Here is a 26,866-nt window from a genome sequence, read left to right on the forward strand (position 1 = left end):
TTTTAGCGGACTATCCGCGAACGCGTGAATGCGGGTATATCATTGCAATGACCGGTGAAGTCAACAATATCAGGGGCGACATTTGTTATTAGTTTTGTTCCATTCCGGCAACAAAGGGTGAATTTCATGGCAGAGCAAAGCCCGACCAATGCCCATGAGGCGCTGTATAATGCGCGTATCCTCAGCCTTGCCGGTGGCCTGAATAAAGAGGACCGATTGGCCCATCCCGATGCCAGCGTCCAAATGGACAGTCCCCTGTGCGGCAGTCGCATTCGTGTCGATGTGACAGTGGATTCCAACGGACTGGTGCAGGCCTATGGACAACAGGTGCGCGCCTGCGCCCTGGGCCAATCTTCCGCCGCGATCATGAAGGCGCATGCCGTGGGGAAAAGTCTGAATGAATTGACCCAAATCCGCGATGCGCTGGAAGACATGTTAAAGCGCAACGGGCCAGTGCCTCAGGGGGAGTGGGCTGATCTGGCGGTGCTGGAACCAGCACGGGGCCATAAATCCCGCCATGCTTCCATTCTATTACCCTTCAAGGCAGTGGTGAAAGCGGTGCAGGAGGCCCTAAATGCCCGCTGAGCAAGGCACCCCCCGAATTGGTTTAGCGGCCCGTCTCCTGCTGGGGCTGATCTATTTATACCGCTACACCCTCTCCTACTTCCTGGGTCGGCACTGTCGCTATCTGCCAACCTGTTCAGACTATGGGCTGGAAGCCATCCGGCGGCATGGTGCACTTAAAGGGGGGCGGCTGACCTTGCGGCGGATAACGCGCTGCCATCCGTGGGGTGGGTCTGGCTATGACCCCGTTCCGGATTGATTGCTGATGGCCTCCCCCCCAACGCTGAGTGTTATCATACCCACCCGCAATGCAGCCCTGCCACTGGCGCAACTTTTACCACAGCTGACCACGGCGCGGTTGGACCTGGACGTCATTGTCAGTGATGGCGGGTCCCAGGATGACAGCGTGGAAATCGCCGCCCGCCATCAGGCGCGCGTCACCCAGGCGGAGGGGGGACGCGGACCGCAGCTTCGCGCGGGCCAGGATCTGGCATTCGGCGATTGGCTGTTCTTCCTGCATGCGGATTCGACCCTGCCACGGGGGTGGGACGCCTATATCCTGGCCTTTATCACCGATCCGGCCCGCTGGAATCAGGCCGCCTATTTTCAATTCCAACTGGACTCCGACTCCGCATCTGCACGCCGTTTGGAGCGCATGGTCGCCTGGCGATGTCGCACCTTTGGATTGCCCTATGGCGATCAGGGGTTGCTGATTTCCAAAGAATTTCTGGCGCGCCTGGGCGGCATACCGGATCTGGCGCTGATGGAAGATGTCGCGCTTGTCCGGAAGATTGGCAAGGCGCGTCTTGTCGCCCTGGACGCCCCCCTGCTGACCGCCGCCGATAAGTTTCAGCGCGATGGTTATCTGTGGCGCAGCGCAAAGAATCTGACATGCCTTTTCCTGTATTTCTGTGGCGCACCAAATCGATTGCTGCGATGGATATATCGATGAACCAAAGGCGAAGACACCTGATTTTGTTTGCCCGCGCCCCTCGTCTGGGCGTCGGGAAAAGCAGACTGGCCAGGGATATCGGCAGGTTACAGGCGTGGCGCTTCTATCGCGGCACTCTGCAAACCATGATCCGGCGCTTACAGCCGGGCCCCTGGACCCTGACAATCGCGGTTGCCGCCCAGGATGATGGGACCCATCCAGCTTTTGCCGGATTGCCCGTATTGGTACAGCCTCGCGGCGACCTTGGTGCCCGCATGAGCGGGGTTCTGCGCCATATGCCGCCTGGTCCGGCGATCATCATTGGCACCGACATACCTGGCATTCAGCCTTGCCATATTCATCAGGCCTTTCACAAACTGGGCACCAACGATGCCATTTTCGGCCCTGCGGATGATGGTGGCTATTGGTTGGTCGGCCTGGCACGACGACGACCGGTGCCCTATGCTTTCATGCGAAATGTCCCCTGGTCGACGCCCGATGCCCTGACGGCAACGCTTGCAACGCTGCCAGCAGAGATGTGTGTTGGCTTCCTGGACCCGCTGTCGGATGTGGATGACGGGGCCAGCTATGCAGCCTATTTGAAAGAAGGGAGGCGCGCGCGATGACACAGCTAAGCGACCAGATCCCGGCACTGCATGCAGCATTGACAAAAATGCAGGGATTCCAAGATATCTCGCTGGACTCGCTGATCCCTATGCCGACATCCGGCCTGGCCCATGATCATGTCATCCTGTCCGGGCGCGACCTGCTGTTGCGGGTGCCCAGACAAAGTCAGATGCGCCTGGATGCCGAACGGAACCTGCGTTATCAGGCGGCCTGCTTTCAACGGATGAAAGCCAGCGGCCATACCCCGAAATTCCACGGCTATCTGTCGCCCAGCAAGACCGTTCCTATGGGGGCGTTGATCGTCGAACATATTCACGGCACCGTTTTATCTGCACCCAATGACTTGCCAGCCGCTGCCGAAGCCCTGGCCGCGATCCATACCTTGCCCCTGCCCGAGCGCACAGAACGCCCGCCACTGATAGATCAAACCGATCCGATGGCGGAAACATTGACAGAAGTGCAAGGCCAGGCCGCTTTCCTGCCCCAGGCCGAATTGGACGCCGACAGTCTGCGCATGATCCGGGAAGAACTGCGCGCCGCCGAACAGGATATCGCCTCTTTACCCAAGGCCCCGGTGACCCTGATATCCTTTGATGCCCATCCCGGTAATTTTCTGGTCAAGGATGATGGCACTGCCATTCTGGTGGACTTGGAAAAGGGGCGCTATGGCGGGGCGGGGTTCGATTTGGCCCATGCCACGCTTTACACATCCACCACCTGGGATGTCGCGACCTATTCAGAGCCCAGCCGTGACGAGATCGCACACTTTTATGATTGCTGGCGTGCATCCCTTCCGACGGCATTGGGGGATGTGCTGTCCCCCTATCTGATGCCGATGCGGCGTTTGATGTGGCTGTGGTCTATCACCTGGTGCGCAAAATGGCGGGTAGAGAGCGCGAAACAAATCCGCGCGGCAAAACATCAAGTTCAGGACACCGAAGACTGGTCTGCGGAAAATACCAGCGCCCGTCTGATCGATCATGTCCGGGGTCGTGTGGACCTGTATCTATCGCCAGAGATTATCGAAAGAGTCCGGCAGGACTGGTCCTGAATGGATTATTTATCCTGGTCGAATTGATCCAGGTGTGTCCGTAGCCTGGTAATCTCTTTTTGCAATCGCTGAAGCTCTGTCAGTTCCATTCCCGTTACCTGTTTGACGCATTCAGGAATACGTGCAGCGCGCTTCCGCATTTCCTTTCCAGTCCCGGTCAGCGCCACGCGCACCTGGCGTTCATCCTTACTGTCGCGCTGGCGCTGCAGGATACCCATCGATTCCAACCGCTTGAGCAAAGGCGTCAAAGTATTGGATTCTAGATGCAGCATTCGTCCCAGCCCCCCAACAGTCTGGTTATCCTGTTCCCACAGGGCGACCAGCACAAGATATTGCGGATAGGTCACCCCCAGATCATCCAGAAACGGCTTGTAGATACGGGTGATGGCATGGCTGGCAGAATAAATCGAAAAACACAAAAGGTCCGAGATTTTCGGATATCTTAAATCATCCAAAGTGTCATGCGTCACAACGTATCTCCTCTCTAGAAAGTGTAATATAAATCGCGCACGATCTAATCGCAAGCGCTTGACAAACGCATCTCGGTTTCTAAATATCGTATGCGATTTAATCGTAAGCGATATAATATTCTGAAAGGAACACCCTTATGTCTGTAGATGTCAAATACCGCACCTCGGCCCGAGCCACAGGCGGACGAGATGGAAAAGCAGAAACGCTGGATGGGAATTTTAATGTCACCATGGCAACACCCAAGGAATTGGGCGGTGCCGGCGGGGAAGGCGTAAACCCGGAGCAGCTTTTCGCAGCCGGCTATGCCGCGTGTTTTATTGGGGCAATGAAGTTCGTCGCCTCGCAGGGGGGCCCGAAAATACCGAATGATATGACGGTCACCACCACCGTTGGCATCGGTCCCCGCTCAGAAGGCGGTTTTGGTCTGGAAGTTGAATTGGAAGTTTCCCTACCCGGTGTGGAGAAAGACAAGGCGCAAGAACTGGTCGAAAAAGCCCACCAGGTCTGCCCGTATTCCAATGCGACCCGCAACAATATCGATGTGCAGTTGACTGTCGTCTAGAGCAAATTCAGATCATTCTTGATCGCGCTGACCGAGAGGTTTTCAGGCTGGAGCAGGAGCAACTTGCCGCGCGTAGCGGGGCTACGGGCAAAAGCTGCGACGCACGCCAGCCTGAAAACATCCGGCCGGAACAATGCGACCCAGTCGGAGACACTCCGATCCGGGTCGCGCCATTTTACGCCTCAAAAACAGCGTAATATTGTTCTGGGAATCCTGCCAGATCACGGCTGGTTGTGTTAAAGGGTGGTTTCAATCCCCCCTTAAAATGCTTGCGCACCAGATCCTGCCAGGCGGCGACAGGATCGGTTAATCCGCGGGTGGCGCAAACATGATCAAACCATCGTTTTCCAACCGCAACATGGCCGATTTCATCATCGTGAATAATGGTCAGGGCCTCTGCGCTTTGCTGGTCCCCTGCCGCGTGGAGGCGTTTGATCATATCAGGTGTCACATCCAATCCCCGTGCCTCAAGAACCATGGGCACGATGGCCAGCCTGGCCAGCAGATCATGGGAGGTTTCCATCGCTGCCTGCCACAAACCATCATGCGCCGGCAGGTCTCCATAGGCCCCACCAAGCTCTTGCAGGCGATCGTCAAGCATCAGGAAGTGGCGGGCCTCGTCGTCTCCAACCGCGATCCAGTCATCGAAAAAAGCTTCGGGCATATCCTGGTCAGAAAATCGCGCAATCATATCAAATGCCAGATCAATGGCATTCAATTCGATATGGGCAAGGGCATGCAGCAGAGCGATTCGCCCCGCCACACCGGCATTGATTTTCCGGCGGGGGACATCGCGGGGCAGCATCAACACCGGGTGATCCGGTCGTGCTGGGCGATCCGGTACCGGTTCGGTCGCTGCTATAGCTCCCAATTTCCGGCACAACCATTCTCTGGACACAGCCCGTGCAACAGTCGCTTTCTGGCGAGCATCGGCGGTGCTCAACACCTGAATGGCCGCATCCCCCAGGCTCATCCTGTCAAACGTGATGGTCACAGATCCTTCAGGGCCGCCTGAACAGCCTCAACATGGCCGGGAACCTTCACCTTGCGCCAGATCTTTGCCACTTTGCCATCCGCATCAATCAGAAAGGTGGCGCGATCAATGCCCATATATTTGCGGCCATACATGCTTTTCTCGACCCAAGTGCCATAGGCCTCACACACGGTGCCATCTTCATCCGCAGCAAGGGGGAAATTCAGTTCATACTTGGCCTTGAATTTATCATGCTTGGCGACGCTGTCTTTTGACACGCCAATTACCGTCGCCCCAACGCCGGAGAAGTCCGCCTGCGCATCGCGAAAGCCACAGGCTTCCTTGGTGCAGCCGGGGGTATCATCCTTGGGATAGAAATACAGAACGACGGGTTTACCCTTCAACGCAGAAAGTGAAATGCTATCGCCGCCATCAGTGGGAAGGGTGAAATCAGGGGCGACATCGCCTTCTTCAAGTGCCATGGAATTCTCCCATATCTGCAGTTTGGATCGTCTCTGAACAGAGTTAAGGCTGGATCGAAGGATCGCAAGGCCGCATCCCGGATTGGAATGCGGCCCATGCGATTTTATCCAATTACCTTATTCCACCAGCCGCGCTTTTTCTTCTTCGGTGGTTCGTCAACAATGACCGGTTCCGGGGTGGGCGATGCAGGGGGGACATCCGTCATCCCTTCATTCGCAGCGGCCATCACCTGGTCCCTGGCGGGCTCAGCAGGTGTCGACGATGGCGGAATCGTATCTTGCACAACGGTTTCGCCTGCCGTGGCTTCCGCCTTCGCAGGTTTAGGTTTTGCCGGGGCTGCCTTCTTGCGGGACCGCTTTGCCGGTTTTGCTGCTTTTGCATCGTCACCGCTGGTCTCAGTCGGTGCCGCCTCTTCCGTCACAGAATCAACGGCTGGCGCCGCTTCCGGCTTTGCCGCTGCCGCTTTCTTACGGCTGCGTCGTGCCGGCTTCACCTTCGCCTGAGGTTCAGATGTTTCGGGCCCGGCATCCGCACTGTCATTCGCGGCATTTTCAGGTACGAATTGCGGACCGTCCTGGGAGGATGATGCCGCTTCTGCCGATGGCTTGCGTCCGCGACCCCGTCCGCGGCGCGGTGGACGTGACTTTTCATCCCCGTCGTTGCCCGCCTCAGAGGACGTGGTCTCGGATCCGTCTTGTGGCATCTGGTTAGAATTCTCCGACCCGCTGTCAGCCTGGCTTTGACCATCTGGCATATCAGACTGACCTTCACCATTCTGACCTTCACCATTCTGACCTTCACCATTCTGGCCTTCACCATTCTGACCTTCTGCGGCCTGACCATCTTCCCGACCGCGATTCCGGCGGCGACCGCCACGACGGCCCCGCTTGCGACGACGGCGGGTCTTATCCTCGCCATCGCCTCCTTCAGCGGCGTTGCTTTGGTTTTCCTGGCCGTTGGAATCAGAATTGACTTCGGCGACAGCGGTGTCGTCGTCATCACCATCGGTGTTGGTCTGTGCGGTTTGATCTTCGACCGTTGCATCCGCCGATTCTTCATCGCGACGCCCCCGACGACGCCCGCCACGACGGCTGCGTTTACGACCGCTGCGGTCTTCGTTGCCTTCTGCAGCAGGGCGTTGTGGGCGCTCATTACTGCGAGGCGCAGACGCGGTTTCACCGGACCGATCAATTGGACGATCCGGAACACGTTCAACAACCTGCTCCGCCCCTTCCTCACCTTCGCCGGCACCAGACCGCGTCAGTTCATAGTGCGGCGGCAACATGCCATCGACCGCTTCCAGGGTAACGGTGATACCATACCGGCCTTCCATCTCCATCAAGCTTGCACGCTTGTGATTCAGGACATACAGCGCAACCGATCCTGGTACTTTTGCTGTGACCTGGGTCGCCCGGCGACGCAGGCACTCTTCCTCAATCGCGCGGGTAACCATCAGGGCCGCAGATTCTGTCGAAACAATGTATCCAACACCACCACAGGTCGGACAGGGTTGGCTCATCGCCTCAATCAGGCTGGGGCGCAGACGCTGGCGGGACATTTCCATCAAGCCGAAGCTGGAAATCCGCCCGACCTGAATACGGGCACGATCCCGGCGCAGCGCCTCTTTCAGCCGTCGCTCAACCGCTGCATCATTGCGATTTTCATCCATGTCGATGAAATCGATGACGATCAGCCCGGCCAGATCCCGCAGGCGCAATTGGCGCGCCACTTCATCAGCGGCCTCCAGATTGGTCTTCAATGCGGTTTCTTCGATATGCCGTTCCCGCGTTGACTTGCCGGAGTTCACATCGATGGCGACCAGAGCCTCGGTCTGGTGAATGACAATCGATCCGCCCGAGCGTAACTGCACCGTTGGCTCATGGATCTGGGCCAATTGCTGTTCCACCTGATAGCGGTGCAGCAAGGGAATGCCCTGATCATCCTTATAGGGTTGGACCTTTTTGGCGTGGCTGGGGATCAGCGCGCGCATGAAATCCTTGGCGACGCGATATCCTTCATCGCCGGCGATCAGCACTTCTTCGATATCCTTGGTATAGACATCGCGGATGGCGCGCTTGATCAGATTGCCTTCCTCATGAATTAAGGAAGGAGCAGAGGATTCCAGCGTCTTTTCGCGGATATCGTCCCATAACTTCATAATATAGTCGAAGTCGCGCTTTACCTCCGCCTTGGAGCGTTCGGCCCCGGCGGTGCGCAGGATGATCGCCATGCCTTCCGGCACATTCAGTTCCGCCAGGATTGTCTTCAGACGCTTCCGGTCCGCCACATTGGCGATCTTGCGGCTGACCCCGCCGCCGCGCGACGTATTGGGCATGACAACGCAATAGCGCCCGGCCAGCGAAAGATAGGTGGTCAGCGCAGCACCTTTATTGCCGCGCTCTTCCTTCACGACCTGAATCAACATCACCTGACGGCGCTTGATCACTTCCTGAATTTTGTACTGGCGGCGCAAACGCGGGCGGCGCAAGGACGCTTCCTCAACCGCTTCATCAACGCCTTCACCCGCACCCATATCCTCAACGCCATCGCCATTATCGGCGGTTTCGTCGTCATCGTCCTGGGAATCATGATCGTCGTCGACCAGTTCTTCACGGTCACCGACGGGAATGCGGTAATAGTCGGGATGAATTTCTGAAAAGGCCAGGAACCCGTGGCGGTTGCCGCCATATTCAACGAAAGCAGCCTGCAAGGATGGCTCAACCCGCGTTACTTTCGCGAGGTAAACATTCCCTTTTATTTGCTTCTTTGTCGTTGTTTCGTAGTCAAATTCCTCAAGCCGGTTGCCATTTACCACGACGACCCGGGTTTCTTCCGGGTGGGTCGCATCGATTAACATTCTGCGTGTCATATAATCCTACCTCGACGTCTCCGGCCCTTATCGCGCGGATCGTCGGCAGCCGTTGCGCAAGCATCACCGTTCCCACGCAGCGCCGATATCGGGTCGCGCGAGCCGGGCGCGTTGCGGATACGGGGATTGCGTTACGCAGTCCCTTTTCCGTCTCGCTTATGCTCACTGGTTTCATTGTGTCGCTTTCGCGTTGCTTCTAATACGTCATTTACTATATCCGGCGGCGCCGGGCGGTTCAGTACCGGCCAGGCCGGGGTAATTCAAAATGCGGCACTGTGGTTCGGGTGAATAGGTCGATCCTGAAATCGTCCACCGAGCCAGACGCGCCGATGAGTCTGTTAGCCTGTGTTTCCGGCCCTTTCGTCAGAAAAGCCGTGGACACAAAGCAGCAGAGCGTCACGCCCGGCAACGACGAGACATCGAACCCAATCCCAGAATGTCGACTTAGCGCCCTTTGCGAAAAGGGTCCTCGAACTCTGCGACGAACGGCGTGCCCCGGATCGTTCCGACCTGTGCCCGGCCCGCAAAGGAAACCAGCGGCGCGCCGCTTTTCGGCGCTGCCGTTCGCCCCCTGCGGCGGACACGAAACGGACTCTCTCAAGCGAGAGACTATCTGTGCATGGCGCGTTGCACAATCTTAAACCGAAGATAAATTCAAGATACTTATAAATTTACTGTCCTTGTGCTTTGAATTTCCTGACGACTCACGGCATATCTACTATGAAATTCTGGACGGGACTTGCCGAGTCAGGAGCGGCACGGAATGCGTCAGGCGTGCACGGGGTGCCTTAAGCCCCTCATAAATCACTTGTTTCAATCGGTCGTGCTTCGCGCGATGCTTTTACTCGTCGGCTCAATATTACTGGTACCGCAAATCAGCAGTGCACAATCATCCGGTCCTGTGCTGTCCGACGCCCGTATTGGAGAGCGCGAGGGCGAGACCAGATTTGTTTTAGAATTTGATCGCGCCGTCCCCTACAAAGTGTTCACACTGGCCGGCCCAGACCGCGTGGTGATTGATCTGCCATCTGTTGACTGGAAGGGACCTGGACTGGACGAAGTGCGGGGACGGGGATTGATTGGCGGATATCGCCACGGTCTTTTTAAGCCCGGTATCACCCGCGTTGTCATCGACCTTTCCGCCCCGGCGACCGTAATGCGCCATTTTGCTCTGGACGCCGCGAACAATTCCGGCCCACGGGTGGTGATTGATCTGGGACCGGTCTCTAAGACCACCCCGTCCACTGTGGCGATGGAATCTGCGGGTTGGGGTGCCTATGCGCAGGAATTGGCGCGGTCTTCCCCGGCGATTGCAACACCAGGACCACCGCCGGGCTCTAACAAGCGCGTCGTGGTGTTGGACCCTGGCCATGGGGGGGTCGATCCAGGTGCCATCAGCACCAGTGGCGTCTATGAAAAGAAGGTCGTTCTGTCCTATGCCAAAGCATTGAAAAAAGCGCTGGAGGCAACGGGGCGGTATGATGTTGTCCTGACCAGGGATCGTGACATCTTTATTCCCCTGCGTGATCGGTATCAGGTTGCGCATGAAGTGAATGCCGGGCTGTTCATCTCCCTACATGCGGATTCCCATAACTCGTCCAGCCTGCGGGGACTGTCTGTGTACACCCTGTCTGACAAGGCGTCCGACAAGGAAGCCGAAGCGCTGGCGACCAAGGAAAACAGGTCTGACCTGTTGGCGGGGACGGATTTGACCGGGTATGAAGCCGATGTAACATCCATACTGATCAGCCTTGCACAGCAAAGTGTTAAGCAAAGCAGTGCCTATTTTGCAGAGATCCTGGTGGATGAAATGCAGACATCGGCGCGCTTGCTGCGTAATCCGCACCGCTTTGCTGGCTTTGCGGTACTAAAATCACCTAATATACCCTCCGTCCTGATTGAGTTGGGTTATCTGTCGAATAAGTCGGACGAGGCCAGCTTAATGTCAGCATCGCATCAGGCAAAAATGGCCGATGGGATGGTGCGGTCGATTGATCTGTATTTTGACAGAAAAGAGAAATTGGAGCGGTCCTGAGATCCTGAAATCTGAGATGCACCGCAAACCTTTAGCGAATTTGCCGCAATTGGACCATGGAATCGCCCAATCTGAACGTGTAGACTTTATATGCTACCGCGTGGCACAAATCTGTCCGACCTTATGGTAGGCAGCAGTATACCTGTGATGTTTGTTTAGGGAGTCCCTATGCGTTTTGTCGGCCGTGCCTTTTTGTATCTGTTTTTCCTGGGGTTGCTGGTCGGTGTTGCCGGGCTGGGCGTCGTTGGCTGGGCCTTCTGGCATTATGGTCAGGGCCTGCCAGATTATAAGCAATTGGCGGATTATGAACCACCGACATCGACGCGTGTCCATGCAGGCGATGGCCGCCTGTTGGCGGAATTTGCCGTTGAATCGCGGGTTTTCGTTCCCATTGATGCAATTCCAAAACGTGTTTCAGAAGGTTTCATCGCGGCAGAAGATCAAAATTTCTACAAACATTTTGGTGTCGATATTCAGGCGCTTATCCGGGCTGTCGTCACCAATATTGTCAACGTCACTCAGGGTCGCCGTCTGGTTGGAGCGTCTACTATCACGCAGCAGGTGGCAAAAAACTTCCTGCTGACAAATGAAGTATCCATTTCCCGCAAAGTGAAAGAAGCAATCCTGGCGCTGCGCATCGAACGCGCGCTGGATAAAGACCGAATTCTGGAATTATATCTGAACGAGATTTATCTGGGCTATCGGTCTTATGGCGTTGCCGCCGCCGCCTTGAACTATTTTGACAAAAGCCTGGATGATCTGACGATTGCAGAAATCGCCTATCTGGCAGCTTTGCCAAAAGGTCCAAACAATTATCACCCGATCCGGCGGAAAGAGGCTGCGATTGCCCGTCGGAACTGGGTGATCGACCGTATGCTGGAAGAAAACTTCATCACCGCAGAAGAAGCCGCCGTCGCAACAGCATCGCCCCTGGTCGTTAAAGATCACGCCGACGCGGATCTGGTTGATGCCGGGTATTTTCTGGAAGAAGTCCGGCGTTCCCTGGGGGATCGCTTTGGCGAAGACGGCCTGTATTCCGGCGGGCTGTCGGTGCGAACCTCGCTGGACCCGAAGCTGCAGGAAATGGCCCGCCAGTCCTTGCGGGATGGATTGATCGCCTATGATCACCGTCATGGCTATCGCGGGCCGATCGGGCGTGTGGGCGACGATGAACCCTGGCTGGAAGCACTGATCGCCTTCGAAATACCCGCAGGTGCCTTGGATTGGGTGCCCGCCGCTGTCCTATCCGTAGACAAGGACGCCGCAACGATTGGCTTGCGGGACAAAACCACCGGAACAATTCCCTTGGATGAAGTTCGTTGGGCCCGCATCGCACGTGGGGGAGAAAACCGCACTGTTGGGCCGTCCATCAATTCGGTTGGCGATGTCCTGACTGTTGGGGATATCATTCTTGTCGCCCCGGTTACTCAGAGCACGCCAGATAAAGAAGGCGAAACGCCAAAACCCTATCCAAAAGGCACCTATGGCCTGCGCCAGATACCGGAAGTCAATGGCGCCATTGTCGCCATGGACCCCCATACCGGGCGCATACTGGCCATGTCCGGCGGATGGAGTTTCGAAACCAGTCAGTTCAACCGGGCAACCCAGGCCTATCGGCAACCAGGGTCGGCGTTTAAGCCCTTTGTGTATCTGACCGCCCTGGAAAACGGCTATACGCCTGCCACGATCATTCTGGATGCACCCTTCGTCATTGATCAAGGGCCTGGTCTGGGGAAATGGAAGCCGTCAAACTTCTCCAATGAATTCTATGGCCCATCCCCCATGCGCGTCGGGATTGAAAAATCCCGCAATCTGATGACGGTGCGTCTGGCCCAGGCGATTGGTATGGATAAAGTGTCTGAAACGGCCGAGCGGTTCGGGATCGTCAAGAACATGCCGCCACAATTGGCCATGGCGCTGGGATCTGCGGATGTGCGCCTGATCGATATGGTTGCGGCCTATGGTGCACTGGTCAATGGCGGGAAGAAGGTTGAACCGACATTGATCGACCGAATTCAGGACCGTAACGGTAAAACTGTGTTCCGGCATGATGATCGCACCTGCCCTGAATGTGATGTCAAATACTGGGACAATCAGCCGGTGCCGATCCTGCCAGACAACCGGGTGCAACTGACGACACCAACGTCTGCTTATCAGATCGTGACCATGCTGGAAGGCGTGGTGCAACGCGGGACCGGTCGCCGCATCGCCGAACTGGGCAAGCCGTTGGGTGGCAAAACCGGAACAACGAATGATTCCCGGGATACCTGGTTTGTCGGATTTTCTCCTGATCTGGTCGCCGGGATCTTTATTGGTTTCGACACTCCAATTCCCTTGGGCCGCCAGCCCTGGGGAGGCCAAGAGACCGGATCTTCGGTTGCGGCCCCGGTTTTCAAGGAATTCATGGGCCAAGCCCTGGCCGATAAACCCGCCATTCCCTTCCGGACGCCGCCTGGCATTCGCATGGTGCGCATTGATGCCGAAACCGGAAAACTGGCCAGTCCTTCCAGCAATAAAGTCATTGAGGAAGCCTTTAAGGCCGGAACCGAACCTGGCGCCAATTCCGATAGTGTTATAATCACAGGCAATGGCGCGCCAATTCTTCCAATCGTCCAATCAGGCGAGCCAAGCGGTCAGACCGAGGACGAGGCCGACCCCACTTCATCCAGTGGGAGTAATGGCCTGATTCCCTTACCAACAAACAACGCCCCGACAGGCAACAATCCGAATTCTCCCGCAGCGCCCAGCGGTATTTATTAATCGGTCAGTGCCCCCTAACCCGAAAAGCCCGCGAACTAATAGAGACTGTGCAATGGCCGATTGGTTGCCATAATACCAGGAAGGCGCTATGCAGCGCCCAATTCGGGGCGAGGTTGGCCCTGATCCGTCGTCAGCCAATTGGGAACGCAAACCGAATGCCCCTTTCCCCTGTTCAGAGAAAAGGTGTTTTCACGGCACTGAAAATCGCTGTGACCCTGGCATTGTTCTGGATGATCGCGTCCAAGCTGGACCTGTCTGATATCGCAAATCGTCTCAGCACGGCACAGCCCATGGGGTTAGGCCTGGCGACCGCGCTGATCTTTTTCCAACTGGCATTAAATTCTGAACGTTGGCGCAGACTGTTGCGGATGGATCAGGTCACCCTGCCCTATCGGCTGAGTTATCGGTATTATCTGGAGGCCATGTTCTTCAATCAGGCCCTGCCCGGCGCCGTGGGCGGGGATGTGATGCGTGTCTATCGCATTCGGAAATTTTGCGCTTCCGTAGGACAGGCACTGACCAGTGTATTATTGGATCGCATCACCGGCCTGATCGGGTTGTGTCTTCTGATCGCCATTGGCCTGCCGATGTTGATGCAACGAACCGGCGATCACAGCATCCTGAAGGGGTTTCTGATAATCGGTCTGGCCGGCATGATCGGCATCGGGATTGTGGTCCTGATCGCACGGCAATCGGAACAGGGTCGGGGCGGTCGCATCCGTGCTTTTATTGTTAAGCTGTCGCGTGTTTTTGTGCGGTTGATCAGCCACCCCCGCGAAGCTGTACCCATTCTGCTGCTTGCGCTGGGGACACATTTGACCATTGTGCTGACGGCCTATATCTCTGCGCAGGCCTTGGCATTGCCGTTCACATACTGGGATTGCCTGATTATCGTGCCAACGTCTATCCTGATCGCAACATTGCCAATCTCGCTTGGTGGATGGGGTGTTCGTGAGGGTGCGATGGCAGCCGGATTCGCCCTTATCGGCGGCGATGCCGGGGGGGCGGTTGCCCTGTCCATTGTAATGGGACTGGAAATTCTGGCCGTCGGACTGGTTGGCGGCATTGTGTGGTTTATGAGTGGCACCACCCGCGCGGATGCAGAAGCCCTGACCCTGGTGGAAAAAGGAGAGTGAGTGTGGCAAAGACGGCGACCGTAAAGAAAGCGACAGCGAAGAAAGCTGCGGCCAAAAAGGCGGTTTCAAAGAAAAGCACCGCCAAAAAGGGGAGCCCTAAGAAAGCGGCGCCCCGCAAGACATCCCGAGATACAACCACAACTCCCTTGTCCATCCCTCGGCGAAATGGGTGGCAAAACACGCTATCTGCCCGAAAAACAGCAATCCTGGAATACAATCAGCAGATGGCGGCCAAGCGGGATGACTGGCGCGCCAAGAATGCCGGTTTCTATGACGATGATATGGCCTTCCTGAAATTCCTGATCCCGGAAGGGTCGCGCATCCTGGACCTGGGCTGTGGCACCGGCGCACAATTGGCAGGCCTAAAGCCGTCCTTTGGCATGGGGGTCGATTTCTCCGCCAATATGGTCGATGTTGCGCGCAGCACGTATCCTGAACATGAATATCCCGAGCTGCAGTTTCGCGTCGGCGATGTCGAACAGTTAAACAGCCTGCGCCAGGACTTGCAGGGTCCGTATGATTTTATCCTGCTGTCCGATACGCTGGGCTTTGTCGATGACTGTCAGGCGATGCTGGAACAGATTCACGACCTGTGTGATGAGGAAACCCGCATCGTCATCACCTATTACAGTCATTTGTGGGAACCGGTGCTGCGCGCTGGGGAGGCGACGGGCCTGAAAATGCCCCAGCCCGAAGTGAACTTCCTCAGCCCCGCCGATATCAGCAACATTCTGGGCCTGTCGGATTTCGATGTAATCAAGACCGAATGGCGCCAATTGGTGCCCGCCCGCCTGTTTGGTGTGGGAACCGCGATCAATCGCTATATCGGGACATTGCCCCTGATCCGGAAACTCTCGCTGCGTCATTTCATCGTCGCCCGCTCCCAGCGCAAGGCGAAGCGCAAGGATTTGTCGACCACGGTTCTGGTTCCCTGCCGAAATGAGAAAGGCAATATCGAAAGCGCCATCACGCGCCTGCCACGCTTCTGCAAAGATATGGAAGTGTTGTATGTCGAAGGCAATTCGTCAGACGGCACATTTGAGGAATGCGAACGGGTGCGCGATCACTATGCGAAGCCTGAAAATGGCGCCTGGGACATCAAGGTCTTCAAGCAGCCGGGCAAGGGCAAGGGCGATGCCGTCCGCAAGGGCTTTGACGAGGCGCGTGGCGATATCCTGATGATTCTGGATGCCGACCTGACCATGCCGCCGGAAGAACTGCCAAAATTCTATGAGGCCATCGCCACCGGCAAGGGGGAGTTCATCAATGGCTCCCGCCTGGTCTATCCCATGGAGAAGGGGGCGATGCGCTTCCTGAATTATTGGGCCAACCGGACCTTTGCGATGATCTTTTCTTTCCTTCTGAACCAGCGTTTCACCGATACGCTGTGCGGCACGAAGGTTCTGACGCGTGCCGACTATCACAAGATTCAGGCAGGCCGCAGCTATTTCGGGGATTTTGATCCGTTCGGCGACTTTGACCTGATCTTTGGCGCAGCAAAGCAGAACCTAAAAATCATTGAGATTCCGATGCGCTATGCGGACCGCACCTATGGTGAGCCGCAGATCAGCCGGTTCCGCGATGGCTGGTTGTTGCTGAAAATGGTCGTCTTCGCCTGGCGCAAGCTGAAGGCCTTCTGATTGTGAGCATCGATCCCCGCCTGACCGCCCATGGCAAGGTCTGGTCTAAAAAGGCCGGGCTGCGCGCAGTCTATGGCGACTATTATCGCCGCATGCTGGCCGCCCTGCCCCAAGGTGGGGCCCATCTGGAGGTCGGCGCCGGGTCCGGGCACAGCCGGGATTTCACAAAGGGCATGGACGTCACCCGACTGGACATCCTGCCAGCGCCCTGGGTCGATACTGTGGCCGATGCCCATCATCTGCCCTTCCCGGATGATGCCTTTGACGGGATATTCATGGTCGACGTGCTGCACCATCTGGCCGATCCAAAGACATTCTTTACCGAAACAGCACGGGTGCTGAAGCCCGGTGGCAGGATCGCGCTGATCGAACCGGGCATCACGCCGTTGAGCTGGGTCTTCTATAATTATCTGCATGAAGAACCCGTGGATATGTCTGTCGACCCGATGGTCAAACAAGAGTATGGCGCAACAAAGGACCCGTTTGAGTCCAACCAAGCCATTCCCACCCTTCTGTACCGGCGCGAAGAACACCGCATATCCCTGTCCGAAGGGGTGCCTGCCTTGCGCACCGTCAGCCGCCAGTGGTTGAGCCTGTTTGCCTATCCCCTGTCTGGCGGGTTTAAGGCCTGGTCCCTGTTGCCCGCGTCCCTCGTCGACCCCTTACTACGCCTGGAGGACAAACTAATCCCCTGGATGGGCAGCCTGATCGGGTTCCGACTGTTCGTGGTGATGGAAAAGCGGCACACAGCAACGCCATGAATTACCGCCACGCCTTTCATGCGGGAAACTTTGCTGATGTACACAAACACTGGGTCCTGACCCTGTTGCTGGAGCGTCTGTGTGCGAAGGACAAACCCTTCTTCGTGCTGGACAGCCATGCCGGGGCGGGCTTCTACGACCTTGCCCGGGAAGAAACGGAACGCACCGGCGAAGCGGCACAAGGCATCGCCCGGTTTCTGGATGCAGAGCCCCTGCCAGGCTGTTTTGAAGCCTATGCAAAGACCATCCGCGACCTGAACCCAGACGGCGGATTGCGCTGGTATCCGGGATCCCCCTGGCTGGTCGCCCAAGCCCTGCGCCCAGGGGACCGCTTCATCGCTGTGGAAGCCCATCCAGAGGAAGCCCGCCTGTTGCGCGAAACCCTGCGCCAGACCCGTGCTGCCCAGGTTCTGCAGCGGGATGGATATACAGTAATCCCGTCAACCCTGCCGCCCAAGGAACGACGGGGCCTGGTCCTGATCGATCCCCCCTATGAGACACCTGACGAAATCGCCCGGATCGTCAAAGCCGTGGTCGACGGCATGGTGCGATTCCCCAGCGCCAGTGTCGCCATCTGGTATCCTATCAAGACCCGCGCGCTGGGCGATGTGCTGACTCATAAATTGAGTGAGGCGCTGCCCGCCACAGACCGGGGACGCCTGCGCTGTGAAGTGTGGGTCACTGCGCCCGACCGCGAAGAAGCCGGCCTGACCGGCAGCGGATTGCTGTTGCTCAATCCGATCTGGCCCATGGAAGAAACCCTGAATATCGGCATGCCGTCGCTTGCCCATATCCTAGGTCAGGACGCCCAGGCCGGATCACGGGTGGATAGGTTCTAAGCCTGCCACCCTCTTTTGCCTTAGCGAGGAAGCCTCATGTTTTACCCCTCCCCCCTTAAGGGGGGAGCCCCATATCTTACTCCTCCCCCCTTGAGGAGGGGAGCTCCATATCTTGCTCCTCCCCCCTTGAGGGGGGGAGGTTGGGAGGGGGGTGCTCTCTCCTCCGCAATTCAGTCTACTGCAGGCGAAGGCCTTGCGGCCTATCACCCCCACCCCAACCCTCCCCTGCCTCTAGGGGGAGGGAGCAGACAGAGCCGTCCTCCCCCCTCTAGGGGGAGGGAGCAGACAGAGCCGTCCTCCCCCCTCTAGGGGGAGGGAGAAAAGTGACCTATTTATACCCCTAACCGCGCATGCGCTCAGCCTTGGGGTCGAACAATGGTTCTGACAGGATCGTGGCTGGCAACATTTCTCCAAACACCTCAACCCGGAAGATATCCTCGCTGAACTCCTCTGCCATCTCGGCGGGGATATAGCCCATGGCGACGGACTTGTCGGCATGGTGGGCATACATGCCCGACGTCACATAGCCGACGATCTTGCCGTCACGATAGATCGGCTCGTTGCCCATCACATCGATTTCTTTTGCTTTCAGGGTGAAAGTCACCAGCCGTTTTGCGGGCCCGTCCTGCAATTCCTTCATCGCTGCTTCTCGACCGATAAAGTCATTCTTCTTCATATCGACAAACCGGCCCATCGCCGCCGCATAAGGACCATAGATCGGGCGATATTCCGTCGCCCAGGAACCGAATCCTTTTTCCAGGCTCATGGAGCGCATCGCGCGGGACCCAAACAATTTGATCCCATAATCGGCCCCAGCGGTCAGGATGTCATCGAACAGGCGGGGGTGGAATTCCGGCTTTACCCAAAGCTCGTAGCCCAGATCCCCGGTGAAGGAGACCCGCCCGACCATGGCAGGCACCATGCCCAATTCCATCTTTTTGAAATCCAGGAACTTAATGGCATCATGGGAGACATCGGCGTCGGTTAATTGAGCCAGGACTTCGCGGGCCTTTGGACCAGCAATGGTCAGGCCGACAAGGCCCAGGCCATGAGCCTTGATCGTTACACTGCCGTCCTCTGGCAAATGCGATTCAAACCAGCGCATGTGATAAGCTTCACCCGCGCCGGACCCGAAGATGAAAAATTGCTCGTCGGCCAGTTTGCCAACCGTGAAATCACCAATCACCTTACCCTTTTCGTTCAACATGGGCGACAGGGTCAGGCGGCCCTGGCGCGGCATCTTGTTTGCCAGCATATGGCTCAGCCAGCTTTCCGCCCCTGGTCCGGTGATTTCATATTTCGCGAAGGACGAAATATCGGCCAGTCCGACTCCATTTCGGACGGTCTGACATTCCGCCTTGATATGCGGGAAAGCGTTGGAGCGCAGGAAGGTGATGTTTTCCACCGGCTTCATGCCCTTGGGCGCGTACCACAGCGCCTGTTCCATGCCATAGGCGACACCAAACACCGCATTCATGGCCTTCTGGCGCTCATAGATCGGGGTGGTGCGCAGCGGGCGGGCGGCGGTCAGTTCCTCATTCGGGAAGCGGACCTTGAATCGGCGGGAATAGTTTTCCCGCACCCGGGCATTGGTATAGGCCATGGTCGTCCAATCGCCATAGCGTGACACATCCATACCCCAGATATCGAAGCCCGGATCACCGTTGATCATCCAGTTCGACAGCGCCAGTCCGACCCCGCCACCCTGGCTGAACCCAGCCATAACGCCACAGGCGCACCAGTAATTCTTAAGTCCGCGCACCGGGCCGACCAGCGGGTTGCCATCGGGCGCGAAGGTGAAGGGACCATTGATGATCTGTTTGATCCCGGCGCGCTGGAATGGCGGGAAGTGACGGAAACCGACTTCCAGCGATGGGGCGATACGATCGATATCTTCCTGCAACAATTCATGGCCGAAATCCCAGGGTGTCTCTTTTGGTGACCATGGCACGCAGGCCTTTTCATAGGTGCCCATCAGCATGCCCTGACGTTCCTGGCGCATATAAATCTCACCATCAGGATCAACGACGTGCAGCACTTCCTTGCCGGTGGATTTATTGATCTCCGCCACTTCGGGCATGTCTTCGGTGATCAGATACATATGTTCCATGGCCAGAACCGGTAGTTCCAGGCCAACCATGCGCCCGACTTCCCGCGCCCACAGGCCGCCCGCATTGACCACATGATCGGCCTGCATGGTTCCCTGTTCAGTGATCACGGTCCAGGTGCCGTCCGGATTCTGCTGCAGGTCGGTGACGCGGTTTCTCAGGTAAATCTCCGCCCCGCCCAGCTTGGCCGCCTTGGCATAGGCATGGGTCGTGCCCGATGGATCCAGATGCCCATGCAGTGGCGTCCACAATGCCCCCAGGAATTCCTTGGGATCCATGATCGGCAGGATCTTTTCCGCCTCTTTCGGGGTCAGCAATTCGGTTTCGATGCCCAGCAGCTTCTCCTGGCTTTGCATCACTTTCAGCAGTTCCAGGCGCTCTGGCGTCGCGGCCAGGAACACCCCTTCGGTCAGGTGGAAACCGGTCGACTGGCCGGAAATCTCCTCGATCTCTTTATACAAATCAATGGTGTAGGATTGCAGCTTCGCGACCTGCGGGTCGCCATTGATGGTGTGAAAACCGCCCGCCGCATGCCAGGTCGACCCGGATGTCAGTTCGGATCGTTCGATCAGGACCACATCTTTCCAGCCCAGCTTGGTCAGATGATACAGTACCGAACATCCAACAACCCCGCCCCCGATTACCACCGCCTGTGCATGCGACTTCATATGACCAACCCTTTTAAATGAGAAATAAGCATCTAGCGCAGACAATCGCGCGTCTTTATCCGCCGCGACAATCGCCCTGCGACTTCAACTGTCTTATTCTCACCAATCGTGTCGGTATCGGGAAAGTATAGACAGGTCGCATCCCAGCCAATTTCCGGCATTTCACGCCGCTATTAGAATTGACGGAAAATCAAAACCGGGATCAAGCTTATCGCCAGAGATAACCTGGAATGAGCGCTGTTGCGCCATCCATTCTGAAAGCCACAGGCCATGCCATATGATCCCTATGTCCTTGGGTCCAATCGCAAGATCGATCCGACGCGCCGCCCTTCCTCACTGACCGAATTCCTGCCGGATGGGACACCCAATGATGGTGACCGGGTAGAGATCGGGCCGACGGATCTGGCCTTCGCGGAATGGGCGGCACTGGGGCTGACAATACCGGATATGCCCTCGCTGCGGGACTATCGCCTGTCGCGGCTGGTGGAACAGGTCAATAAGCATGATCTGGGCGGGCTGTTGATGTTCGATCCGTTGAACATCCGCTATGCCACCGACACGACCAATATGCAGATCTGGGTGATGCATAATTTCTGCCGCGCCTGTCTGGTGCTGCCAGATGGGCATATGGCGCTGTGGGATTATACCCCGGCGCGCCATCTGTCTGCGCATCTGCCGCTGGTGAAGGAAGTGCATCCCGGCGCCGACTTCTTCTATATGGATGCCGCCCAGCGGGCGGAAGAACGCGCCGCCCTGTTCGCACAGCAGGTCGATACCATCGTGCGCGCCCATGCGGGAGATAACCGCCGCCTGGGCCTGGATAAGAGCGAAATCGCAACCTATTGGGCGCTTGAGAATATCGGCTTCAAGATCAGGATCGGTCAGGAAATGACCGAACATGCCCGCAAGGTGAAGAACGAGAATGAGCTGAACGCCATGCGTTGTGCGATTGCCGCCTGTGAATCTGCGATGGCGGAAATGCAGGCCGCCGTAATCCCCGGCATGACCGAAGTTGCCGCCTGGGCCGAATTGCAAAAGGGCAATCATATCCGCGGCGGGGAATGGATCGAAACCCGCATCCTGTCCTCTGGCCCGCGCACCAATCCCTGGTTTCAGGAATGTGGCCCCCGGATCATGAAGGAAGGGGATATCCTGGCCTATGACACGGATCTGGTCGGCCCCTATGGATATTGCGCGGACCTGTCGCGCACCTTCAAGATTGGCGACGGAAAGCCCACGGATGCAGAGCGTGAGGTCTATCAAGTCGCCTATGAGCAAATCCAGAACAATATGCAGCTGCTGAAACCCGGTGTGTCCTTCAAGGAATTGATGCAAGGGGCGAAACCCCTGCCAGAAAAATTCCGCGCACGACGCTATAGCGTGATGTATCATGGCGTTGGCCTGTGCGACGAATATCCCGCCGTGATGTATCCGGAAGACTGGGAATCGACTGGCTATGATGGCATGTTGGAACCCGGCATGTGCGTGTGTGTAGAGGCCTATGTCGGTGAGGTTGGCGGCACCTGTGGTGTGAAGCTGGAAGACCAGGTGGTGATCACCGAGACCGGATTTGAAAATCTGACCAGATATCCGTTCGAGCAACGCCTACTGAGCTAGGGCCTTGCAGAATAGGGCAACGCAGGCTGTATTGAACCCATCGTAACCGCGAATGAAGACAGTGGTCGTTTGATATGTGCCGATGGCTTGCCTATTGGGGTCCACCCCTGTTCATGGAAGAACTGGTCACCAAACCGGATCATTCCCTGATTCATCAAAGCCTGCATGCAGCCGAGGCGAAATCCGAAACCAATGGTGATGGCTTTGGCATCGGCTGGTATGGGGAGCGGCCAGAGCCGGGCCTGTATCGTGAAATCCTACCTGCCTGGAACGATGATAACTTAAAGCATCTCTCCGCACAGATTCGGTCCCGCCTGTTCTTTGCCCATGTCCGGGCGTCCACAGGTACATCAACGACGCGGTCCAACTGCCACCCCTTCACCCATGGACGATGGCTGTTCATGCATAATGGTCAGATCGGCGGCTATGCGAAAATCAGGCGCAAGCTGGAGCAGAGGCTGCCAGACTCGTTGTATTGCGGTCGCCAGGGAACCACAGATTCCGAATTGATTTTTCTGTTGGCCCTGTCCCTTGGATTGGACAACGACCCGATCAGCGCGATGCGCGAGAGCCTGTCTTTGGTCGAACGGGAAATGATCGCCGCAGAGGTCGAAGATCCCTTGCGCTTCACCGCCGCCCTGTCCGACGGCACCCGATTGATCGCCTTCCGCTATTCCAGTGACCCTCATGCGCCGACCCTGTACCATACAGGATCAGGCTCGGGCGCGTTAACCGTTGTATCAGAACCTTTGGACACCGACCGCGCCCGCTGGACCGCTGTCCCAACCCAGCACGTGCTCAGCATCTATCAAGACGGCCGCATGGTAACGGAGCCGCTCACCCTTTAGAGCACATTCAGTGCAGTCGCATCCAAGCATCGACATGCCGGCTGTTGCCCGGTGTCACCAGATCATACCGCGCCACATGGACAGAATGCAGCGAACCTTCAATTTCCTCTACCCAGAAATCCAGGAATTTATGTAATTCCGGATATTTAGGGGCGATATCCAGGTGTTGCCACAGAAAGGATTGCAAAACTGCAGGGTGGTCCGGCATGTGATAGATAATCTCTGCTGTGGCGAGACGATAGCCCTTTAACTGTTGTGACAGGCCATCCTGTGGCACCTCTGATGCGTCATAAGCCGGGGAAAGAGGGGTTGAAAAAGACTGAGTCATAAACAATCTCCTTAACAGCAAGAGCAACACATTGCGGAGAGCGCCCAGGACCAATCGTCGGGTCGATTCTCAGTGGTCACAGACGCATCCCTTGATGTGAAAGTCTGCCACCGATTTTCTTTGCACTGCAATAAAAATGTTATAATTCAGTGCATTAGCAGCAATCAACCGAGAGCGCTGATAAAAATCAAAACTCCCTCTTGAAAATTTTGACCGATTTTAATACATCCACCGCACGAGGGTTGGCACTCTCATGCCAAGAGTGCCAACCTTAATTACAGCGTGACAAACCTTTGTCTAAAATTGAGGAGGTTCAATCATGGCATTCCGTCCCCTGCACGACCGCGTTGTTGTGCGCCGCGTAGAAGAAGACACCAAAACCGCTGGGGGCATCATCATCCCCGAAACCGCCAAGGAAAAGCCAATGCAAGGCGAAGTCATTGCCGTTGGTAATGGCCAGATTCAGGAAGACGGCAGCGTCCGTACCCTGGATGTGAAGGCGGGCGACCATGTGTTGTTCGGAAAATGGTCCGGTACGGAAGTAAAGATCGACGGGGAAGACCTGTTGATCATGAAGGAAAGTGACATTCTGGGCGTGATTGAAACGAAGGCTGCGTCCAAGAAAGCCGCTTAAAAGCGAAGGCTGCCTTTTCGGGGTCTTCCATAATCCCGTTACTGCCACATTAAAACACGACAAATGGAGTAGCGACTATGTCAGCTAAAGATGTAAAATTCAGTTCTGATGCCCGTGAGCGGATGCTCAAAGGCGTCGACATTCTGGCCAATGCGGTCAAGGTGACCCTGGGTCCCAAGGGCCGCAACGTGGTCATCGACAAATCTTTCGGCGCGCCGCGCATCACCAAGGACGGTGTCACGGTTGCCAAGGAAATCGAACTGAAAGACAAGTTCGAAAATATGGGCGCCCAGATGCTGAAAGAAGTTGCCAGCAAGACCAATGATCTGGCAGGCGATGGGACCACCACCGCAACGGTTCTGGCCCAGGCCATCGTCCGCGAAGGCGCGAAAGCTGTTGCTGCGGGCATGAACCCGATGGATCTGAAACGCGGCATTGATCTGGCTGTCGAAGCGGTTACCGCCGACATCGCCAAGCGCGCCCGCAAGATCAAACAGAACAGCGAAGTTGCCCAGGTCGGCACGATTTCCGCTAATGGCGACAAGGACGTCGGCGAAATGATCGCCAAAGCCATGGAAAAAGTCGGCAATGAAGGCGTTATCACGGTTGAGGAAGCCAAATCACTGGATACCGAGCTGAGCGTCGTCGAAGGCATGCAGTTCGACCGTGGCTATCTGTCCCCGTATTTCGTGACCGATAACGAGCGTATGCAGGTGGAACTGGAATCCCCCTACATCCTGCTGCACGAAAAGAAACTGTCCAACCTGCAGGCCATGCTGCCGGTTCTGGAACAGGTCGTGCAAAGCGGTAAGCCGTTGTTGATCATCTCTGAAGATGTCGAAGGCGAAGCGCTGGCGACCCTGGTCGTGAACAAGCTGCGCGGCGGCCTGAAGGTTGCTGCTGTGAAGGCCCCAGGCTTTGGCGATCGCCGCAAGGCAATGCTGGAAGACATCGCGGTCCTGACCGGCGGTACGGTCATCTCCGAAGATGTCGGCATCAAGCTGGAAGCCGTGACGCTGGACATGCTGGGTACGGCGAAGAATGTCTCCATCTCCAAGGACGAGACCACCATCGTCGATGGCGCAGGCAAGAAAAAAGAGATCAGTGCCCGCGTTGCCCAGATCAAACAGCAGATCGAAAACACCACCTCCGACTACGATCGTGAAAAACTGCAGGAACGTCTGGCCAAATTGGCTGGCGGTGTTGCCGTGATCCGTGTTGGCGGCGCGACCGAAGTCGAAGTGAAAGAGAAGAAGGACCGCGTTGACGACGCCCTGCACGCAACCCGCGCAGCCGTCGAAGAAGGCATCGTCCCTGGTGGCGGCGTCGCGCTTCTGTACGGTCTGAAAGCCTTGGATGGCCTGAAGGTCACCAATGAGGACCAGAAAGTCGGCGTGGAAATCATCCGCAAGGCCCTGACCGCCCCGGCCCGTCAAATTGTTGACAACGCGGGTGCAGATGGTGCCGTGATCGTCGGCAAGTTGCTGGAATCGAAGGATACCGAATGGGGCTATAACGCCCAGACCGGTGAATTCGTGAACCTGATCAAGGACGGCGTTATCGACCCGGCTAAGGTTGTGCGCTGTGCCCTGCAGGATGCGGGCTCTGTTGCTGGCCTGTTGATCACCACCGAAGCCATGATCGCCGACAAGCCCGAGCCGAAGGGCGAAGGCGGCGGCGGCATGCCTGATATGGGTGGCATGGGCGGCATGGGTGGCATGGGCGGCATGATGTAAGCATCCCCGCTCAGCCCCGCGCTGAGATCAGAAAGGGCGGCCTCCTGCGGGAGCGCCGCCCTTTTTCTTAGTAGTTGGACCTTATCTTAAATGCGCTCCTAACTGCTTGGTATATTTCAACCCCTGTCCTTTAAAAGCCCTTTCAATTCTGCAATACCTCCAGCCCATGGCCTTTTCCTATGAAGCATTCTGTGGCAATTGGAACAAACTAGAGCGAGGTCACTCGGCCTCGAGTTTCGTTTTGAAGTGCTTTCACTCAAAGGGACAATGTGATGTGCCTCGATGAAGCCATCACCAAGCGCTCCGTAGGTTTCTCTAAAATCAAAATTGCAAACCTCGCAAAACAACCTTTTATGTTTTTTCAAAAAATTTGCCTTAACCTCGCGTACAAGCTGCGCGTTTCTTTCATACGAAAAGTGATTCTTCTGAACCTTAGCTCCCTCTGGAAACTCCACATCTCCTCCGTCAGAGAAGTCGTCTAACCGGGGTTGATCGACAAAATCTGAGATTACGCTTTTAATGTGTTTCCACTCATTTGTAGAGATCTCTGTCATTGTACTAAAGTATGCACCAAATCTTTTGCCTGTTGTCTCTACACGGTTTGTAAAATCTGCTGACAGATTGACAGGAACCTGGAGAGAGTGAACGTCATTTGGGGAAACTTTGAGCCGGTAAAAAGATTTTTCACTTTTAAGTTTTGCGATTATTGTGGCTTTGGAACGACGCTGAAATTCCCCACCCAACGATCCATGTTGGCGGAGATACAATAATTCTTCAGCTCGTCGACTTAAAATCGAGTCAGAAAAATCCGCGCCCGCTGAATCAAAAATCACATTTTCATAATATCCACATACCGACCACCCGATTCCACGAGTGTAGACCGCAAATACAATTATAAAATTCCCAGAGCTGTCTTTCGGCATCTGATAGGAATAACCATGCACATATTTGTCTTTAGCTACATCACCACTAAAATTCCAATCCTCATGACCAAATCCATTTTCTACAATGTAGCCTTTATCAATCTTGGTATTTAATCGCCCGATTGTCGGCTTCTTCCAGGAAGCCTCATTGTGAACCACTCTCTGAAACATATAACGCACAACATCCTCCAGCTGTATATTTCATGAAGATCTACCTTTACATTATTTTTTAGGATTCTCGATATGTTAAATTTTGCGCCACTTTTTATTCCCCTCTCTACCCATAGAAGCGCCGCCCTTTT

23 protein-coding genes are annotated in these 26,866 nt (G+C 56.2%); 16 read left to right on the top strand and 7 right to left on the bottom strand.

All coding sequences use genetic code 11. From position 1 onward, the window contains the following. Positions 1-126 precede the first annotated feature (126 nt). Genes ACOSDM_RS17365 through ACOSDM_RS17385 form a run of 5 tightly spaced genes read left to right on the top strand, consistent with a single transcriptional unit; the run spans position 127 to position 3,173 of the window. Positions 127-585 (top strand): iron-sulfur cluster assembly scaffold protein, encoded by a 459-nt coding sequence (locus tag ACOSDM_RS17365; protein WP_420725826.1) that lies wholly within the window; start codon positions 127-129, stop codon positions 583-585. Further along, entirely contained in the window at positions 575-823 is a 249-nt protein-coding gene (gene yidD / locus ACOSDM_RS17370; RefSeq protein WP_420725827.1) for a membrane protein insertion efficiency factor YidD, read from the top strand. Before ACOSDM_RS17365 ends, yidD begins: the two co-directional genes overlap by 11 nt. A 6-nt stretch (positions 824-829) precedes the next feature. Beyond that, a complete protein-coding gene (locus ACOSDM_RS17375; RefSeq protein ID WP_420725828.1) occupies positions 830-1,516 on the top strand; it encodes a TIGR04283 family arsenosugar biosynthesis glycosyltransferase in 687 nt (228 codons plus the stop codon). Further along, positions 1,513-2,121 carry a TIGR04282 family arsenosugar biosynthesis glycosyltransferase gene (locus ACOSDM_RS17380; RefSeq protein WP_420725829.1) on the top strand — a complete coding sequence of 203 codons (609 nt, stop codon included), beginning with the start codon at positions 1,513-1,515 and terminating at the stop codon, positions 2,119-2,121. The genes ACOSDM_RS17375 and ACOSDM_RS17380 overlap by 4 nt, the downstream gene beginning before the upstream one ends. Next, positions 2,118-3,173: an aminoglycoside phosphotransferase family protein gene (locus ACOSDM_RS17385; RefSeq protein WP_420725830.1), complete on the top strand. Its 1,056-nt coding sequence runs from the start codon at positions 2,118-2,120 to the stop codon at positions 3,171-3,173. The genes ACOSDM_RS17380 and ACOSDM_RS17385 overlap by 4 nt, the downstream gene beginning before the upstream one ends. Before the next feature lie 5 nt (positions 3,174-3,178). Here the strand turns inward: ACOSDM_RS17385 and ACOSDM_RS17390 are convergent, their stop codons facing one another. Beyond that, a complete protein-coding gene (locus ACOSDM_RS17390) occupies positions 3,179-3,643 on the bottom strand; it encodes a MarR family winged helix-turn-helix transcriptional regulator (RefSeq protein ID WP_420725831.1) in 465 nt (154 codons plus the stop codon). Positions 3,644-3,780: 137 nt separating this feature from the next. Here ACOSDM_RS17390 and ACOSDM_RS17395 point away from each other — a divergent pair, with 137 nt between their 5' ends. After that, positions 3,781-4,206, top strand: coding sequence for an organic hydroperoxide resistance protein (locus ACOSDM_RS17395; protein WP_420725832.1), 426 nt, complete (start codon positions 3,781-3,783; stop codon positions 4,204-4,206). A gap of 175 nt (positions 4,207-4,381) precedes the next feature. Here ACOSDM_RS17395 and ACOSDM_RS17400 read toward each other — a convergent pair whose 3' ends face one another. From ACOSDM_RS17400 to ACOSDM_RS17410, 3 genes are all read right to left on the bottom strand, one after another. Then, entirely contained in the window at positions 4,382-5,200 is an 819-nt protein-coding gene (locus ACOSDM_RS17400; RefSeq protein ID WP_420725833.1) for a ferritin-like domain-containing protein, read from the bottom strand. Beyond that, entirely contained in the window at positions 5,197-5,661 is a 465-nt protein-coding gene (gene bcp, locus ACOSDM_RS17405; protein WP_420725834.1) for a thioredoxin-dependent thiol peroxidase, read from the bottom strand. The genes ACOSDM_RS17400 and bcp overlap by 4 nt, the downstream gene beginning before the upstream one ends. Positions 5,662-5,765: 104 nt before the next feature. Continuing rightward, positions 5,766-8,531 carry an Rne/Rng family ribonuclease gene (locus tag ACOSDM_RS17410; protein WP_420725835.1) on the bottom strand — a complete coding sequence of 922 codons (2,766 nt, stop codon included), beginning with the start codon at positions 8,529-8,531 and terminating at the stop codon, positions 5,766-5,768. Between the two features lie 835 nt (positions 8,532-9,366). Between ACOSDM_RS17410 and ACOSDM_RS17415 the strand changes: the two genes are divergently transcribed. The 6 genes from ACOSDM_RS17415 to ACOSDM_RS17440 all read left to right on the top strand — a co-directional run bounded on the left by ACOSDM_RS17415 (position 9,367) and on the right by ACOSDM_RS17440 (position 17,702). Then, positions 9,367-10,566, top strand: coding sequence for an N-acetylmuramoyl-L-alanine amidase (locus ACOSDM_RS17415; protein ID WP_420725836.1), 1,200 nt, complete (start codon positions 9,367-9,369; stop codon positions 10,564-10,566). 168 nt (positions 10,567-10,734) lie between these two features. Continuing rightward, complete coding sequence (locus tag ACOSDM_RS17420) at positions 10,735-13,326, top strand: penicillin-binding protein 1A (RefSeq protein ID WP_420725837.1); 2,592 nt, start codon at positions 10,735-10,737, stop codon at positions 13,324-13,326. A 155-nt stretch (positions 13,327-13,481) separates the two neighbouring features. Then, positions 13,482-14,462 (top strand): lysylphosphatidylglycerol synthase transmembrane domain-containing protein, encoded by a 981-nt coding sequence (locus ACOSDM_RS17425; RefSeq protein ID WP_420725838.1) that lies wholly within the window; start codon positions 13,482-13,484, stop codon positions 14,460-14,462. Between the two features lie 2 nt (positions 14,463-14,464). Beyond that, positions 14,465-16,102, top strand: coding sequence for a glycosyltransferase (locus tag ACOSDM_RS17430; RefSeq protein WP_420725839.1), 1,638 nt, complete (start codon positions 14,465-14,467; stop codon positions 16,100-16,102). Positions 16,103-16,104: 2 nt separating this feature from the next. After that, positions 16,105-16,863, top strand: coding sequence for a class I SAM-dependent methyltransferase (locus ACOSDM_RS17435; RefSeq protein WP_420725840.1), 759 nt, complete (start codon positions 16,105-16,107; stop codon positions 16,861-16,863). After that, positions 16,860-17,702: a 23S rRNA (adenine(2030)-N(6))-methyltransferase RlmJ gene (locus tag ACOSDM_RS17440; protein WP_420725841.1), complete on the top strand. Its 843-nt coding sequence runs from the start codon at positions 16,860-16,862 to the stop codon at positions 17,700-17,702. Before ACOSDM_RS17435 ends, ACOSDM_RS17440 begins: the two co-directional genes overlap by 4 nt. Positions 17,703-18,042: 340 nt before the next feature. Here ACOSDM_RS17440 and ACOSDM_RS17445 read toward each other — a convergent pair whose 3' ends face one another. Then, entirely contained in the window at positions 18,043-20,478 is a 2,436-nt protein-coding gene (locus ACOSDM_RS17445; protein ID WP_420725842.1) for a GcvT family protein, read from the bottom strand. A 270-nt stretch (positions 20,479-20,748) separates the two neighbouring features. On the opposite strand from ACOSDM_RS17445, the gene ACOSDM_RS17450 reads away from it, so the two are divergent. Then, entirely contained in the window at positions 20,749-22,095 is a 1,347-nt protein-coding gene (locus ACOSDM_RS17450; RefSeq protein WP_420725843.1) for a M24 family metallopeptidase, read from the top strand. Between the two features lie 74 nt (positions 22,096-22,169). Continuing rightward, a complete protein-coding gene (locus ACOSDM_RS17455; protein WP_420725844.1) occupies positions 22,170-22,943 on the top strand; it encodes a class II glutamine amidotransferase in 774 nt (257 codons plus the stop codon). 7 nt (positions 22,944-22,950) lie between these two features. Here ACOSDM_RS17455 and ACOSDM_RS17460 read toward each other — a convergent pair whose 3' ends face one another. Then, positions 22,951-23,271 (bottom strand): usg protein, encoded by a 321-nt coding sequence (locus ACOSDM_RS17460; protein WP_420725845.1) that lies wholly within the window; start codon positions 23,269-23,271, stop codon positions 22,951-22,953. A 319-nt stretch (positions 23,272-23,590) separates the two neighbouring features. On the opposite strand from ACOSDM_RS17460, the gene groES reads away from it, so the two are divergent. Further along, positions 23,591-23,905 carry a co-chaperone GroES gene (gene groES / locus ACOSDM_RS17465; protein WP_420725846.1) on the top strand — a complete coding sequence of 105 codons (315 nt, stop codon included), beginning with the start codon at positions 23,591-23,593 and terminating at the stop codon, positions 23,903-23,905. A gap of 77 nt (positions 23,906-23,982) precedes the next feature. Further along, complete coding sequence (gene groL, locus ACOSDM_RS17470) at positions 23,983-25,641, top strand: chaperonin GroEL (RefSeq protein WP_420725847.1); 1,659 nt, start codon at positions 23,983-23,985, stop codon at positions 25,639-25,641. Positions 25,642-25,757: 116 nt separating this feature from the next. Here the strand turns inward: groL and ACOSDM_RS17475 are convergent, their stop codons facing one another. Beyond that, complete coding sequence (locus tag ACOSDM_RS17475; RefSeq protein ID WP_420725954.1) at positions 25,758-26,735, bottom strand: HNH endonuclease; 978 nt, start codon at positions 26,733-26,735, stop codon at positions 25,758-25,760. Between the last annotated feature and the right edge of the window lie 131 nt (positions 26,736-26,866).

Origin of the sequence: Hwanghaeella sp. LZ110 (genome assembly GCF_048892525.1) — a bacterium.
Taxonomy (GTDB): Bacteria; Pseudomonadota; Alphaproteobacteria; order UBA8366; family Aestuariispiraceae; genus Pacificispira.